The sequence below is a fragment of the Flavobacterium sp. ST-158 genome (genome assembly GCF_058309975.1).
This window is the reverse complement of the sequence record NZ_JBZEEN010000013.1, coordinates 38,323-54,566: the sequence shown is the minus strand read 5'-3', so window position 1 is coordinate 54,566 and position 16,244 is coordinate 38,323. Positions and strand designations below refer to the sequence as shown.

General features: G+C 33.0%; 17 protein-coding genes. 16 read left to right on the top strand and 1 reads right to left on the bottom strand.

Going from position 1 to position 16,244, the window contains the following annotated elements:
* The first annotated feature begins 77 nt into the window (after nt 1-77).
* The 13 genes from AC4FRF_RS16060 to AC4FRF_RS16000 all read left to right on the top strand — a co-directional run bounded on the left by AC4FRF_RS16060 (nt 78) and on the right by AC4FRF_RS16000 (nt 10,087).
* Nucleotides 78-1,496, top strand: coding sequence for an MBL fold metallo-hydrolase (locus AC4FRF_RS16060; RefSeq protein WP_491161046.1), 1,419 nt, complete (start codon nt 78-80; stop codon nt 1,494-1,496).
* Nucleotides 1,497-1,568: 72 nt separating this feature from the next.
* Complete coding sequence (locus AC4FRF_RS16055; RefSeq protein WP_491161044.1) at nt 1,569-1,781, top strand: YgaP family membrane protein; 213 nt, start codon at nt 1,569-1,571, stop codon at nt 1,779-1,781.
* Between the two features lies 1 nt (nt 1,782).
* On the top strand, nt 1,783-2,625 hold the full coding sequence (locus tag AC4FRF_RS16050) for a methyltransferase (RefSeq protein WP_491161042.1): 843 nt from the start codon (nt 1,783-1,785) through the stop codon (nt 2,623-2,625).
* Entirely contained in the window at nt 2,622-2,831 is a 210-nt protein-coding gene (locus AC4FRF_RS16045; RefSeq protein WP_491161040.1) for a hypothetical protein, read from the top strand. Before AC4FRF_RS16050 ends, AC4FRF_RS16045 begins: the two co-directional genes overlap by 4 nt.
* Nucleotides 2,821-3,126 (top strand): thioredoxin, encoded by a 306-nt coding sequence (gene trxA, locus AC4FRF_RS16040; RefSeq protein ID WP_491161038.1) that lies wholly within the window; start codon nt 2,821-2,823, stop codon nt 3,124-3,126. The genes AC4FRF_RS16045 and trxA overlap by 11 nt, the downstream gene beginning before the upstream one ends.
* Nucleotides 3,123-3,317 (top strand): DUF6132 family protein, encoded by a 195-nt coding sequence (locus AC4FRF_RS16035; RefSeq protein ID WP_491161036.1) that lies wholly within the window; start codon nt 3,123-3,125, stop codon nt 3,315-3,317. Before trxA ends, AC4FRF_RS16035 begins: the two co-directional genes overlap by 4 nt.
* Before the next feature lie 63 nt (nt 3,318-3,380).
* On the top strand, nt 3,381-3,974 hold the full coding sequence (locus AC4FRF_RS16030; RefSeq protein ID WP_491161034.1) for a TetR/AcrR family transcriptional regulator: 594 nt from the start codon (nt 3,381-3,383) through the stop codon (nt 3,972-3,974).
* Nucleotides 3,971-5,227 (top strand): TolC family protein, encoded by a 1,257-nt coding sequence (locus AC4FRF_RS16025; RefSeq protein ID WP_491161032.1) that lies wholly within the window; start codon nt 3,971-3,973, stop codon nt 5,225-5,227. Before AC4FRF_RS16030 ends, AC4FRF_RS16025 begins: the two co-directional genes overlap by 4 nt.
* Nucleotides 5,228-5,237: 10 nt before the next feature.
* Entirely contained in the window at nt 5,238-6,113 is an 876-nt protein-coding gene (locus AC4FRF_RS16020; protein WP_491161030.1) for an HlyD family secretion protein, read from the top strand.
* 70 nt (nt 6,114-6,183) lie between these two features.
* Nucleotides 6,184-7,095, top strand: coding sequence for an ABC transporter ATP-binding protein (locus AC4FRF_RS16015; RefSeq protein ID WP_491161028.1), 912 nt, complete (start codon nt 6,184-6,186; stop codon nt 7,093-7,095).
* A gap of 3 nt (nt 7,096-7,098) precedes the next feature.
* On the top strand, nt 7,099-7,833 hold the full coding sequence (locus AC4FRF_RS16010) for an ABC transporter ATP-binding protein (RefSeq protein ID WP_491161026.1): 735 nt from the start codon (nt 7,099-7,101) through the stop codon (nt 7,831-7,833).
* 5 nt (nt 7,834-7,838) lie between these two features.
* Nucleotides 7,839-8,945, top strand: coding sequence for an ABC transporter permease (locus tag AC4FRF_RS16005; protein ID WP_491161024.1), 1,107 nt, complete (start codon nt 7,839-7,841; stop codon nt 8,943-8,945).
* Between the two features lie 17 nt (nt 8,946-8,962).
* The gene (locus AC4FRF_RS16000; RefSeq protein ID WP_491161021.1) at nt 8,963-10,087 is read left to right on the top strand and encodes an ABC transporter permease; all 1,125 of its coding nucleotides are present in this window, start codon (nt 8,963-8,965) and stop codon (nt 10,085-10,087) included.
* Here the strand turns inward: AC4FRF_RS16000 and AC4FRF_RS15995 are convergent.
* The gene (locus AC4FRF_RS15995; RefSeq protein WP_491161019.1) at nt 10,084-13,491 is read right to left on the bottom strand and encodes a PAS domain S-box protein; all 3,408 of its coding nucleotides are present in this window, start codon (nt 13,489-13,491) and stop codon (nt 10,084-10,086) included. The two genes, AC4FRF_RS16000 and AC4FRF_RS15995, sit on opposite strands and share 4 nt — an antisense overlap.
* Before the next feature lie 80 nt (nt 13,492-13,571).
* Here AC4FRF_RS15995 and AC4FRF_RS15990 point away from each other — a divergent pair, with 80 nt between their 5' ends.
* The 3 genes from AC4FRF_RS15990 (at nt 13,572) to AC4FRF_RS15980 (ending at nt 16,177) form a co-directional block, all read left to right on the top strand.
* Nucleotides 13,572-14,147, top strand: a complete 576-nt coding sequence (locus AC4FRF_RS15990) for a Crp/Fnr family transcriptional regulator (protein ID WP_491161017.1) — start codon at nt 13,572-13,574, stop codon at nt 14,145-14,147.
* Between the two features lie 67 nt (nt 14,148-14,214).
* The gene (locus AC4FRF_RS15985) at nt 14,215-14,649 is read left to right on the top strand and encodes a carboxymuconolactone decarboxylase family protein (protein ID WP_491161015.1); all 435 of its coding nucleotides are present in this window, start codon (nt 14,215-14,217) and stop codon (nt 14,647-14,649) included.
* A gap of 145 nt (nt 14,650-14,794) precedes the next feature.
* Nucleotides 14,795-16,177: a glycoside hydrolase family 28 protein gene (locus AC4FRF_RS15980; protein ID WP_491161013.1), complete on the top strand. Its 1,383-nt coding sequence runs from the start codon at nt 14,795-14,797 to the stop codon at nt 16,175-16,177.
* The last annotated feature ends 67 nt before the right edge of the window (nt 16,178-16,244 follow it).

The following is a 16,244-nucleotide window of genomic DNA, read 5'->3' as shown; positions in this document are numbered from 1 at the left end:
TTCTTTATGTAACTTTAGTCACTATATACCCCTGATGTAAGCTTTATCTTTGCTATATTAAATTAAAAAAAGTGATTATGAAAATAGAACAAATATATACTGGATGTCTAGCTCAGGGAGCTTATTATATTACTTCTAATGGAGAAGCAGCTATTATCGACCCATTGCGTGAAGTTCAGCCTTACCTTGTGCGTTTAGAGCGTGACAATGTAAAACTAAAATACATTTTTGAAACACATTTCCATGCCGATTTCGTTTCGGGACACATAGATTTAAGTAAAGAAACAGGAGCACCAATTGTTTACGGACCGACGGCTAAACCTGAATTTGAAGCCATAATTGCCACTGACGGTCAGGAATTCAAAATTGGAAATGTAACAATAAAAGCTTTACACACTCCTGGACACACCATGGAAAGTACTACTTATTTACTAATTGATAAAAATGGCAAGGAACACGCTATTTTCTCAGGAGACACTTTGTTTATTGGCGATGTTGGACGACCAGATTTGGCTCAAAAAGCAGCTCATATGACACAAGAACAGCTGGCAGCAACCTTATTCCATTCGCTAAGAGATAAAATTATGACTTTGCCAGATGACGTAATTGTATATCCAGCGCACGGAGCCGGTAGTGCCTGCGGTAAAAACATGAGTAAAGAAACCGTTTCTACTATTGGAAATCAAAAAGCAACAAATTATGCGTTAAGAGCCAATATGACTGAAGCTGAATTCATTAAGGAAGTAACGGATGGTTTATTACCTCCTCCGGCTTATTTTGGAATGAACGTTGCTATGAACAAACAAGGTTATGAAAGCTTTGAAAGCGTTTTAAACCATGGAATGCTTGCTATTTCAGCTGAAGAATTTGAAGCTGTTGCTGATGAAAGTGGAGCCTTAATTTTAGATACCCGAAAAAACTCAGATTTCGCTAAAGGTTTTATTCCGCAATCTATTAATATTGGAATCGAAGGTGACTTTGCTCCATGGGTTGGAGCTTTAATTGCTGATGTAAAACAGCCTATTATTTTAGTAACCGAAATCGACCAAGAAGAAGAATCAGTAACTCGATTGAGTCGTGTAGGTTTTGATAACATCCTTGGACATTTAGAAGGAGGCTTTGAAGCTTGGAAAAAAGCAGGAAAAGAAATTGATACTATTCATAGAATTACAACTGATGATTTTGCTAAAGAAGTAAAAATTGGCGAAAGTAAAATCATTGATGTTCGTAAAGAAAGTGAATATGCTGCTGAACATATAGAAGAGGCATATTCAAAACCATTAGCTTATATCAATGATTGGATAAAAGACATTAATCCGCAAGAACCTTTTTATCTGCACTGTGCCGGTGGTTACCGAAGCATGATTGCTGCTTCAATATTACAAGCCAGAGGTTTTAGAAATTTCAGCGAAATAGAAGGAGGATTTAATGCCATTGCAAAAACAGCAGTTCCAAAAACTAATTTTGTATGCCAAAGCAAAACCCTAAACACTTGATTTTAAACAGATTTATCCGTAAATTTATATCTAATTATCAACTGTTTTAGTAACTTTAAAATTGTAAAAATCATGAAACATAATATGGGAAAAACAGACAAGACAATCCGTGTAATTGTCGCTATTACATTTGCAACATTATATTTTACAAATGTTATTACAGGAAATTTAGGTATCTTCTTCTTAGCAATGGCAGCAATCCTCTTAATTACTGTTTCTATTAATTTTTGTCCAATGTATACACCTTGGGGAATTAACACAAACAAAAAGAAAATAAGTCATTAAAATGATTGCAAATAAAGAACAATGCTGTACCATAGCCTGCGAGAGTCCTTTGGATCAAAATTATTGGGATGCACAATATAAATCTGAAACTACTGGATGGGATCTAGGGCAAATTGCTCCTCCCATCAGTAGTTATATCGAAACTTTAACAAACAAGGATTTTCGGGTATTAATTCCAGGTTGCGGAAACACTTATGAAGCAGAATATCTTTTAGACAAAGGATTTACCAACATTACTGTAATTGATATTGCACCTACTTTGGTCTCTTTATTGCAATCAAAATTTACAGATAATCCTAATATCAAAATTCTATTAAGTGATTTTTTTGAACATCAGGGTCAATATGATTTGATTATCGAACAAACCTTTTTATGTGCACTTCCACCTTTTATGCGTCAAAAATACGCTTGGAAAATGCATCAGCTTTTAGCCCCAAACGGCACATTAAGCGGTTTGCTTTTTAATCGTGATTTTGAAGTAAGCCCCCCTTTTGGTGGCAATAAAAAGGAGTATAAAATGCTTTTCAAAGAAGCTTTTTATATTGAAAAAATGGAAACAGCCCAAGATTCAGTAGAACCAAGAAAAAACACTGAATTGTTTTTTGAACTGAGAAAGAACAATGCAGTTGCCGTTCAACTTTACCATTTTGAAGGAATCACTTGTAGTGGTTGTATGGAAACCGTTTCTTCAAAATTTGCTGCTTTAGACAATGTTCTAAATGTAAGCATGAATACTAACTTTAGCGAAATACTGATAGTAAGTAAAAAGACCATCCCGCTAGAGTTGCTTCAGCAAATAGTTTCATACGATGAAAAATATAAAATCACTCCGGTAGCACCATGAAACAATTATTATTTACAAACTGGCACATCATGCGTTGGATTCGATTAGCATTTGGGTTATTTTCCCTGCAACAGGCTTTTCAGTATCGCGAAATCCTATTTGGAGTAATGGCTGCGTTTTTTCTTTTTCAAGCCATTTTTAATACCGGATGTAGTTTAAACGGATGCACAATTCCAACAAATAAAAATTCTAAACATGAACACTAGATTTGATCAACTCATACAATCTGAAAAACCTATTTTAGTCGATTTCTTTGCAACTTGGTGCGGACCATGCAAAATGCTAAGTCCTATTTTAAAAGAAGTAAAAGATCAATTAGGCGAACAAATTTCGATAATAAAAATTGATGTAGATAAAAATCAACAAATAGCAGCGCAATACCAAGTGCGTGGCGTTCCAACCATGATTTTGTTTCAAAAAGGAAAACAATTATGGAGACAATCAGGTGTAGTTGATAAAAACACTATCGTTAATGTTGTCAAAGAAAAAAGTATAAAATGAACAAAAAATCCATCATAATCACACGCATAGGGATATTAATAGGTGCAGTAGCCGGATATTTGTATTACCGCTATGTAGGTTGCATCACAGGAACTTGTATGATTACTTCAAGACCTATAAATGCTACAATTTATGGAGCTATTCTGGGCGGATTAGTTTCTAACTCATTGATAAAAAAAGAAAAAAAGTAATACCGATTACTTTTTTTTTATACCTTTACTAACCAAATGGTTAAACCAAACAGTTAAAACAAAATGTCCACCGAAGAAAAAATATTTAATGCCGCTCGAATTGTTTTCCAAAAAAAAGGTTTTGCAGGTGCGCGAATGCAGGAAATCGCAGATGAAGCTGGTATTAATAAAGCCATGTTGCATTATTGTTTCAAGAATAAACAACTCCTTTTTGAAGCTGTCTTTATGAAAGCTTTCAGTCAACTGGCACCTCAAATCAATACTATTTTTAATTCGGAAAAAACGGTTTTTGAAAAAATTAAGCAGTTTACAAAGGAATACATCACTTTTGTAATCGAAAATCCTTATTTACCGCCTTTTATAATCCAGGAAATGAATAACAATCCGGAATTTGTAATGGCTATTTTGAACCATGAAAACAAACCTCATCCGGCTGTTTTAATAACTCAAATTGAAAAAGAAATTCAGCAAGGAATCATCAAACCGATTGATCCCAAACAATTATTACTAAACATCTTTTCGATGACAGTTTTCCCATTTGCAGCACAAACAATGGTCAAAGGCATATTGCATATTAATGACTCTGAATTCAGTAATATGATGGAAGAACGAAAAACCAGTATCGCACAAGACATCATAAATTTGATAAAAAAATGAGATCAACCCGCTTTATATTGCTATTCTTAGTTCCTTTTGTCGCACTAGCGCAACAAAAGGTATCTTTAGAAGAATGCTACAATCTTGTGGATAAAAACTATCCTTTGGCCAAACAAAATGATTTATTGGCTAAAAAATCGAGTTTAGAAATTCAAAATTTGGATAAAGAGTACCTCCCAAAAATAGATTTGAATGCGCAAGCTACTTATCAATCGGAGGTCACTCAAGTACCCATTAAAATTCCAAATTCTACCATTGATCCGCTAAATAAAGACCAGTATCGCGCTACACTTGATGTCAATCAAATCATCTACAATGGTGGTTTGCACAACCTAAATACCCAACTAAAGACAACTCAAAATAAAGTACAGCAACAACAAATAGCGGTTTCTTTGTACCAATTAAAATTGAAAATCAACCAACTCTATTTTTCTGTTTTTCTATTACAAGAACGAAAAGCGATTTTATTAGCCAAACAAGAACAATTAAAAACGAAAATTACGGAAGTAAAATCAGCGGTGAAATTTGGGGCAATACTTCCATCATCAGAGAAAGTACTGGAAGCTGAAAATTTAAAAATCCAGCAACAACTCAGCGAAATAAAATTTGACAAAAAAAGAGCTTTAGAAAGCCTTTCGTTACTAACCAATAGCCGTTTTGAAGAAAACACCTCATTCTTAAAACCAGAATCTAATTGGGCTCCAGATAATAATGGTAATCGCCCTGAACTCAAACTTTACGATTTACAAAACGAACAAATTGAAATTTCTAAAAATGTGATTGTAAAAAATAAATTGCCAAAAGTAAAGGCTTTTGGTCAGGCGGGATATGGAAATCCAGGGTTGAACATGCTGGATAATTCCTTTCAAACCTTTTATATGGTGGGATTAAAAGCCAATTGGAATGTATTCGATTGGAACAAATCAAAAACAGACAAAGAAATACTCGCTATTTCAGAAAATATGGTTTCTAGCGAAAAAGAAACTTTTTTACTTAATAACAATTTGCAATTACAGGAAATCAATCATGAGATTCAAAAATTGGAAGAAATTATGACAAGCGATTCGGAAATTATTGATTTAAGAAATTCTGTTTTAAAATCTTCGGATGCGCAATTGAAAAACGGAGTAATCACAGCTTCAGATTATCTTGTAGAATTTACACAATTGTATGAAGCAAAAATCAATTATAAATTACATGAAATTCAATTGCTTTTGGCGCAAGCCAATTATAAAACCATTCAGGGAAATTAAAGAAAATAGCATGAAAAAAATAATCACACTTTTAATTTTAAGTAGTTTCATTTCTTGTAACAAAGACAATGAAAAAGCAGATGGTTACGGGAATTTTGAAGCTACAGAAGTAACAATTTCGGCGGAAGCCAATGGAAAATTACTTTCTTTTACTGTTGAAGAAGGAAATCTACTGGAAACCAACACTCAAATTGGCTTAATAGATACTACCCAACTCTATTTAAGCAAACTACAATTACTAGCAACAAAAAATACAATTGCTTCAAAATCGGAAAATGTGCTTTCGCAAAACAGCATCTTGCAAGAACAGTTAAAAACTGCTTTGATTGAGCAAAAAAGGATTCAAAATATGTTTGCCGAAAATGCCGCTACTCAACGACAACTTGACGAAATAAACGGAAAAGTAAATGTATTGAAACAGCAAATAAATAGTGTAGAAACACAAAATGCTCCCATTATAAACGAAGCCAAATCTATTGATGCACAAATTGAAAAAATTGACGACCAAATTAAAAAAAGTCATATCATCAATCCTATAAAAGGAACTGTTTTGGCCAAATATGCTGAACCCAATGAGATTACAGCTTTTGGAAAACCTTTGTATAAAATTGCCGATATTTCTGAAATGACTTTGCGTGTTTATGTAAGCGAAACCCAATTGCCGCAAATAAAAATAGGTCAAAAAGTCAACGTGAAAATTGATTCCAATGCTGAAATGAAAAATTATGAAGGAACAATTTCGTGGATTTCATCTTCGGCAGAATTTACTCCAAAAGTGATTCAAACTAAAGAAGAACGTGTGAATCTGGTTTATGCCGTAAAAGTGACCATAAAAAATGATGGTGCTCTTAAAATAGGAATGCCTGCCGAAATGTGGATTAGATGAAGTTAAAGGTCAGAAGTTAGAAGGCAGTTAGATAACTATAAGCTACAAACCATAAACTCCTAACAAAAATATGAGTATTCAGGTTCAAAATATATCCAAGTCCTACCAAAATACCTTGGCGGTTTCTGATATTACCTTTGAAGTACAGGAAGGAGAATTATTTGGACTCATAGGCCCTGATGGAGCTGGAAAAACAACGCTTTTCAGAATTCTAACCACTGTTTTATTGGCAAATGAAGGAACAGCAACAGTAGCTGGATTTGATGTGATAAAAGACTATAAAGACATTCGAAAACACATTGGTTATATGCCGGGCAAATTCTCTTTGTATCAGGATTTGACCATCTCCGAAAACTTAAACTTTTTTGCCACTATTTTTGGAACGACACTCGAAGAAAACTACGAATTAATTAAAGAGATTTACATTCAGATTGAACCTTTTAAAGATAGAAAAGCTGGCGCACTTTCGGGCGGAATGAAACAAAAATTGGCTTTATGCTGCGCTTTAATTCACAAACCAAAAGTATTATTTCTGGACGAACCTACCACAGGAGTTGATCCGGTTTCCAGAAAAGAATTTTGGGAAATGCTGAAACGCCTGCAAAAAAAAGGAATAACCATATTAGTTTCGACTCCTTACATGGATGAAGCGGCTTTATGCGACCGAATTGCGTTGATTCAAAAAGGACGAATTTTAAAAATTGACACGCCTGAAACTATTGTTGCCACTTATAACAAGAAAATCTATAATGTTAAAACCAAAAACACTCACCGATTGATTCTGGATTTAAAAGCATACAGCAGTCAATACAGTGTTTATGCTTTTGGAGAATACATTCATTATATTGATAAAAAAGAGGATTTTAATCCTATAGCATTAGAAAATTATCTCAAAGAACGTCATCATAGCGAAATTACGATTGCACAATCCCAAATCAGCATTGAAGATATTTTTATGGATTTAACAACACTAAATCAATAAGTTTTGAGTCAGGAAAAAATCATTTCGGTACAGAACCTCAGCAAGAAATTTGATTCTTTTACAGCTGTAAACAACATTTCATTTGAAGTTTACAAGGGAGAAATATTTGGTTTCCTGGGAGCTAATGGAGCCGGAAAAACCACCGCCATGAAAATGCTAATTGGTATTTCAAAACCTACTTCTGGCGAAGCTTTAGTAGCTGGTTTTGATGTCAAAAAAAATACCGAAATGGTTAAAAAAAGTATTGGCTATATGAGTCAGAAATTCTCCATGTATGATGATTTGACCATCAAAGAAAACATTACTTTTTTTGGTGGAATTTATGGTTTAAGCAGAACTCAAATCAAAGAAAAAACAGAGCAATTAGTTCGTGAATTAGGATTGGAAGATGCTTTAAACAAACTCGTGGGCGATTTGCCTTTAGGCTGGAAACAAAAACTTTCCTTTTCGGTAGCCTTGTTGCACGAACCCAAAATTGTTTTTCTGGATGAACCCACCGGAGGCGTTGATCCTATTACGAGAAGACAATTCTGGGAAATGATTTATGCCCAAGCCGATAAAGGAACCACCATTTTTGTAACCACACATTATATGGACGAAGCCGAATATTGTGACCGTGTTTCCATCATGGTGGAAGGAAAAATTGAAGCACTTGACGCTCCAAAAAATCTAAAACGACATTACAAGGTTGCCTCTATGAACGAGGTATTCTTGAAATTAGCTCGAAACATTGAATAAAAAGTATGAAACGATTTCTAGGTTTTGTAAAAAAAGAATTTTATCACATCTTTAGAGATAAACGCTCGATGTTTATTCTTTTTGGGATGCCGATAGTTCAAATTATGCTGTTTGGTTTTGCCATTACAAACGAAATCAACAATGTAAAAATTGCTATTTTGGATAAATCAAAAGACAAAGAAACTCAACAAATTATTAACAAAATCAGTACTTCAAAGTACTTTCAAATCAAACAGGAAATTAGCAGTGAAAACCAAATACAATCCATTTTTGAAAAAGGAAAAGTAAAAGCCATATTGATTTTTGAAAATAATTTTATCAAAAACCTACAAACGACAAGTTTTGCAAAAGTACAAGTAATTACTGATGCCACCGACCCTAATATTGCAAATACGATTACAAATTATATCAATGCCATTTTACAAAATCATATTCAAGAAAAGAACACAATTAATGGTCAAAATTTTCAAATTGACACTCAAACTCAGCTGTACTACAACCCTGAATTAAAAGGTGTTTTTACTTTTGTTCCGGGTGTAATGACGGTTATTTTAATGTTAGTTTCCGCAATGATGACTTCGATTTCCATTACAAGAGAAAAAGAATTAGGTACTATGGAAGTTTTATTAGTTTCACCGCTGAATCCTTTGCAAGTTATTTTGGGAAAAGTGTTTCCGTATGTATTTCTATCCATTATCAATGCCTCTGTAATTATTGTTTTAGGAGTTTTCGTTTTTAGAATGCCTATACAGGGAAGTCTATTTTTATTAGCCTTAGAAAGCATTCTTTTTATCATAACCGCTTTGTCGCTTGGAATTTTAATTTCAACCGTAGCTCAGTCGCAACAAACTGCTATGATGATGTCATTAATGGGGCTGATGCTTCCTGTAATTATTTTATCCGGATTTATTTTCCCAATATCCAGTATGCCCCTACCCTTGCAAATTATCAGCAATATAATCCCGGCTAAATGGTTCATTATTATTATCAAAGCCATCATGCTCAAAGGTGCCAGTTTCTCTATTATTTGGAAAGAAACTTTGATTCTCATCGGAATGACATTATTTTTCATTTTGCTGAGTATCAAAAACTATAAAATCAGATTAGAATAATTTTAAAATTAAAGATTTTGAAAACCATTTTATTCATCATACAAAAAGAGTTCCGACAAATTTTTAGAAACAAAACCATGTTGCCTATTCTCTTTGTGATGCCTTTTATTCAACTGCTCATTTTATCCAATGCTGCCAGTTTTGAAGTCAAAAATATTCGGTTTTCATACATTGATAATGATCATTCAAAATCTTCAAGAGAACTAATTAATAAGTTCCAATCTTCAAATTATTTCATTAGTTTCGAAAGTTTTTCATCTAAAAAAGAAGCTGATTTGCAAATGCAAAAAGGAAAAGTAGATGTGATTCTGGAAATCCCTAACCATTTTGAGCGTAATCTTTTGACCGAAAAAAGAACCAATTTATCAGTTAGTATCAATGCTATTGATGGCGCAGCAGCTGGAGTTGAAAACGTGTATATTTCTCAAATCATCAACAGTTACAATCAAAAAATACGAAGCCAACTTTATCAATACAATGACGCTTCTTTTGTTCCTGCTCAAAACATAGTTACAATACCTTCTTTTTGGTACAATAATACTTTAAATTACAAAACACTAATGGTTCCCGGAATATTAGTATTACTAGTAACTATGATTACTCTGTTTCTTTCTTCAATGAATATTGTTCGGGAAAAAGAAATAGGAACTTTGGAACAAATTAATGTCACTCCCATCAAAAAATACCAATTTATCATTGGAAAATTATTTCCTTTTTGGATCTTGGGATTAGTTATTTTAACAATAGGTTTAGCAATTGCAAAACTGGTTTTTAGTATTCCAATTTTAGGCAGTGTGCTTCTTATTTACTTTTTTACTTCAGTCTATTTACTTGTGGTTTTAGGAATTGGCTTGTTTATTTCTAATTTTACCGAAACTCAACAACAAGCCATGTTCATAGCCTGGTTTTTTATGGTTATTTTTATCCTAATGAGCGGTTTATTTACGCCTATTGAAAGTATGCCCAATTGGGCTCAAAAAATTACTTTATTCAATCCTATCCGTTATTTTGTAGAAATTATTAGAATGGTGATGCTCAAAGGAGCCCGGCTTGAAGATATAACCAAACCTTTTTGCGTCATTTGTTTTTATGCGGTTTTGATAAATTCTTTGGCGGTGTGGAGTTATAAAAAAACCAATTAATCCGTAAGCCACTTATACATGATTGACTCTAAATCATTTACATTTATTGGTTTTGCAAGATAATCATTCATCCCAGACTTTAGACATTCTTCTTTTTCTTCCACAAAAATTCCTGCTGTTAAAGCTATAATTGGAGTAAATCTATTTTGTTCTATTTTCCTAATTTCATAGGTAGCCTCAAATCCGTTTTTATTAGGCATTTGGATATCCATCAAAATGATATCCGGCTGATGCATTTTGTATTGTGTTACCGCCTCATCGCCATCAATTGCTTCCACAATGATACTCTCTGGCATTATTTTTTTTATTAAAGTTTTAGCTAAAAACATATTAATCTTATTGTCCTCAACAATTAAAATCTTCTTAGTTCCAAAAATATTTTTCTTTATGATTTCTCCATTCATAGGATGTTCTCGTTTAATTTTAATTTCTGATTTTTTCAATCTAACAGTAAAATAAAAATTACTTCCTTTTCCAAAAGTACTCTCTAATTCTAACGAAGAATTCATTAATCCTAAAAGCTGATTCGAAATAGCCAATCCTAATCCTGTACCTCCAAACTGACGACTAGTTGATGTATCTTCCTGGACAAAAGAATGAAATATTTTGGCCTGATTTTGTTCTTTGATACCAATTCCGGTATCTTTTACAGAAAAAATGAGATATACATAATCCGCTTCAAGCGACATAAGATTTTTAACTTCCAATTGAACCTTACCTTTTTGAGTAAATTTAATAGCATTCCCTACCAAATTGATAACAATCTGTTTCAATCGCAAAGGATCTGCATAAAGAAACTGAGGAACATCTGGCTCTATATACAACTCTAGTTTTATTTGTTTCTGACTGGCTTGGTATTTAAACAAAGTAATAACCTGATTGACCAGTGCTAAAAGATCGATTTCTTCTATTTTTAATTCCAATTTTCCTGCTTCAATTTTAGAAAAATCCAAAATATCATTTACAATATCCATCAAAGTGGCAGCCGATTCATTAATGGTATGAATGTATTCTTTCTGGGGTTCTTTCAATCCCGATTCCATTAATAAAGAACTAAAACCAATAATTCCATTCAAAGGTGTTCGTATTTCGTGACTCATATTGGCCAAAAAATCTGTTTTGGATTTATTAGCTTTTTCTGCAATTTCTTTCGACTTCTGAATTTCAAAATTCATCTGTTTTTGTTCACTGATATCGATAAAACTAATCACGACTTCTAGTATTTCTCCATCTTCGGAAAACATTGGAAAACCATTAACTAAAACCCAAACGACCTCATCCTGATCTCTTTTTTTTATGCCTAAGGGATAATTTTTAATGGGCTTTTTGGTAAACAAAATTTGACTAATTGGAAAATCTTCCATAAGCATTTCTGAAAAATCTTCGTTTAAAAAATTCCACTGTAACAATGCTTCATTTCCAGACATTAATTCCTCAACTGAATAGTCTAATAATTCAGCCGATTTACTATTACACATAATAATTTTCCCTTTATCATCGTGTACAACGATTCCTGCCTCTAAATTTTCTAATAAGCCTCGATACCTTTCTTTATTTTTTACCAAAGCTTCATCGGCCAATTTTTGTTCGGTTATATCTCTAGAAATCACAATAAAATGTTGTTCCCTTTTTTCAGATTCTTTCATGGGAGCTAATGATAATTCGAACCAAAATTTTCCAGAAAGTAAATCTAACGAATATTGTTTTCCTCTAGAAAAACCTTTTTGGTTTGCCTCATTCAAAGCAGAATGACAAACCAAAACCGCATCTGGAGGCAATACTTCATCGATTTTTTTCCCAATAAACATGTATGGTGGCATTAATAACAAATCATTATTAGGAGAATGATAATTATATATTTTGCCTTCCAAATCAATTTCAAACATCATATCTGGAATGGCCTCTATAATGGCTTCCATTTTTTTACTAGTCTTAAAAAACTTGTTTTCGGCCTTTTTCCTTTCCGTAATATCAGTAATAGTACCTATGAATCCTATAATCTTATTCTCGGCATCGGTCTCGGGTGTTGCCTGCCCTATTACCCAAATAATACTTCCGTCAGGTTTTATAAAACGATATTCTAATATGGATCGAATGCGCTCTGCGGTTACTTTTTTCCATTCATTATACAATTTAATCTGATCTTCAGGATGTATGGCCAAATACCATCCATTACCTAATGATTCCTGGTAACCAATACCTACTATTTGAGTCCAACGCTGATTGACATAAGTAGTAGCTCCCGTCAAATCGGTTCTAAAAATACCTACTGGAGAAACTTCAGTAAGTGTATGAAATCTTTTTTCGCTTTGCGCCACAGCTTCTATTGCTTGTTTACGCATTGTTTCTTTTTCAAAAACTTCTAATGCAAAAGTAACATCACTGGCAGCCTTATCTAATAATTGAATTTCTTCCTCGTCAAAGTAATTTTTCTCAACTGAATAAATTACAAAAACACCTATTGTCTTTTCGAAGGTTTTAATAGGAATTGCTATTAGAGACTGAAATCCTCTTTTTAATGCGGCATCCCTCCATGGTTCCATTAAAGGTTCATCTTCAACAGAATTACAAACCTGATACTTTCCTTGCCTAATAGCTGTTCCCGCAGGGCCTTTTCCTGCTTTTTTGTCTAGATTAATCGAAATATTTGTTATTTCTTTCAAATACTCTTCAGCATCACCAGACATACCAACAGGAATCACATTTCGCGTTTCAAAATCAATTAGTCCTACCCAAGCCATTTTAAATTTCCCAACCTCCACGGCTACATCACAAACTTCCTCAAAAAGCTGTCCTTTATTTTTAGTACGAACAATAAGTTGATTTATTTTACTAATAAAAAGGTACAAGCGTTTGGCTTTATTGATTTTCTGCTCAAACAAAACCCTATCTGTAATTTCTGAAACCACACCATAGCATACAATAGTTCCTTCGTTATCAATACTAGAACTAATATGCATGTCGTGCCAAATCATACCTTTTACAGGATGAAGATATCGGTATTCTATGTCTATTGGTGTTAAATCTGATTTAGCATTATTAATAGTGTCTAATAAATACTTCTTATCCTTTTCATGAACTTTATCAAAAAATAAAGCAACAGTATTGTCTTTCTCTGAAAAATCCAAACCATAAACGGCATCAACAGCCCCACAGATGTAGTTGTAAAATAAACTTCCATCTTTTTTTATTGACAACGAATAAATGGACACAGAAGATGCTGTAATATTATTCTTAAGCTCGTTTACAATATTTTTTTGAGCAGCTAAATCCTTTTCAATTGCTTGTATTTTCAACTCCTGAACTTGTACCATAGCTTGTAATTCTTCATAGCTAGGTTTAATATCTTTCATTTGATCCTGCATAAGTCCACCTATTTGATAGCTAAAAATACACAATTCCATTTAGAAAACTATCCTTGCACTATTGAAATAAGACTCTTGAAATACATTTTTATTCCTAAATTTGAGAAAAACTAAAAATCATGCTAGTAAGATTTAGAACACATCTCGAAAAATTCATCACAGTAAATGATGAAGAGTTCCTTACTATTACTACATTTTTCAAAACAAAAAAAGTTTCAAAAAAAGATAACATACTATTAGAAGGTACCATTTGTAGGCAACATTTTTTTGTATTAGAAGGATGCTTGAGAAAATTTTTTATCAACGATAAAGGAATCGAACAAACCACCGAATTTGCTATCGAAAACTGGTGGATTACGGATAATATAGCCTATGAACATGGATTAGCAACTTCATTTTACATCCAAGCCGTAGAAAACTCAGAAATACTTATAATTGACAGAGAAAATCAAGAAAAATTACTAGAACAGTTTCCTAAAATGGAACGCTATTTTAGATTTATCTATCAACGAGCTTATGCCGCTTCGCAAATGAGAATCAAATATTTATATGATTTTACAAAAGAAGAATTTTACGAACACCTTTGTAAAAATCATCCCGAATTTGTACAACGTATTCCACAATACCTGATAGCATCTTTTCTAGGTTTTTCTCCCGAATATCTAAGCGAAATCAGAAAAAAAAGACGTTCTTAAACCAGTTTAAGTTTTTACCGTTTCTTATTGCAGAACTTTGTTCTATTAAAATATAAAAACAATAATCATGCGAGTAAACATTAACGAAACAGAACCACAAGCTTTTAAAGCAATGTATGCATTAGAAGGTTATTTAGCCACAATTCAATTGTCTAAAATCCAAAAAGAACTTATTAAAATTCGTGCTTCTCAAATCAATGGCTGTGCTTTTTGCATTGACATGCACACTAAAGACGCCCTTAAATATGGCGAAACTACCCAACGTATTTTTCTTTTAAATGCTTGGCGCGAAACCCAGTTATTCTCTGAAGAAGAAAAAATAATTTTAGCCATTACTGAAGAAATCACCTTAATTTCTAATAAAGGACTGTCTGATGAAACCTATGCTAAAGCCGAACAATTTTTTGACAAAAATCAAATTGCACAAATTATTATGGCAGTAGTGACCATCAATGCTTGGAACAGAATAGCCATCAGCACCCATTTAGAACCAGCCGCTTAAACTCATTTATTTTTTTTTAAAACAGCTCGATTAAACAACTTTAGTCGAGCTGTCTGTTTTAAAATCAGGATACTTGAATAAACTTGCTTTTATATATTTGCTATTCATTCAAAATTTATTTTTCTATTAACCTAAAAAACGATTCATGAAAAATTTAATATTTTGTGCTACTTTAATGCTTTCTTTTAGCCTTTTTGCATTTACAATTGAACCTTCTAAAGTAACCATAAAAACCATAAAAGTAAAAGCTCCATTTGGAACTACAAAAATTAATATTCCTGATTTTAGCAAATGTAAAAAACTATCTATCGTTGATTTTGGAGCCGTAATAGGCAACAAAGAAAAAACGACTCTAGCCATTGCTAAGGCCATAGACGAAGCGAACAAAATAGGTGGAGGAATTGTAATTATTCCAGAAGGAGAATGGCTAACAGGAAAAATTCATTTTAAAAGCTCTGTGAATTTACATCTAAACAAAGATGCCTTATTACTCTTTTCTGAAGACCCGAATGATTATTTGCCAGCAGTTCACACCACTTGGGAAGGTATGGAATGTTACAATTATTCGCCACTAATTTATGCCTATCAATGTCAAAATATTGCCATTAGCGGGGAAGGAGAAATTAAGGCCAAAATGGATGTCTGGAAAAAATGGTTTTCCAGACCGAAAGAGCACATGGAAAATTTAAAAAATTTATACATGATGGCATCCTACTACAAACCGGTGGAAGACCGCCAAATGGTAAACGGAAGCGCTAATTTTCGTCCGCAATTTGTTCAATTTAACCGTTGCGAAAATATTTTAGTGGAAGATATCACTATTACCAACAGTCCTTTTTGGACCGTTCATCCTTACCTGTCAAAAGACATTGTCATAAGAGGAATTAAAGTTTTTGCACATGGCCATAACAATGACGGAATTGACCCGGAAATGTCACAAAACGTATTAATAGAAAATTGTATTTTAGATCAAGGTGACGATGCTATTTCAATCAAATCAGGTCGAAATCAGGATGCTTGGAGATTGAAAACTCCTTCAAAAAACATTATTATCAGAAACCTTACCGTAAAAAACGGACATCAGCTGGTAGCGCTAGGAAGTGAGTTGTCCGGTGGTATCGAAAATGTATTTATTAAAAATTGTAATGTTATAGATGGTGCCAAATTAAACCATCTTTTGTTTATAAAAACAAACGAACGCAGAGGCGGATTTGTCAATAATATCTATGTCCAAAATGTCACTTCAGGAAAAATAGACTTAGGCATTTTGGGAATCGAAACAGATGTATTGTACCAATGGAAAGATTTAGTCCCAACCATTGAACGGAAATTAACACCAATATCCAATGTTTTTCTTAAAAATGTAAAAGCCAAAGATGTTCAATTTATTTCTAGAATAAAAGGTGAAAAAGAATTACCAGTCAGCAACATTTTTCTAAAAAATGTAACCGCCGAAAAAGTGGAGGGAAAAGAAAAATACATTAAAGAAAATGTTTTGAATTTTAATGTTAGTCCAAACAAAAATTAATTCTAAAAAAAAAGAGAAATCCCGTTTTGATAGCTGTCAAAACGGGATTTCTCTTTCTTAATAAAGC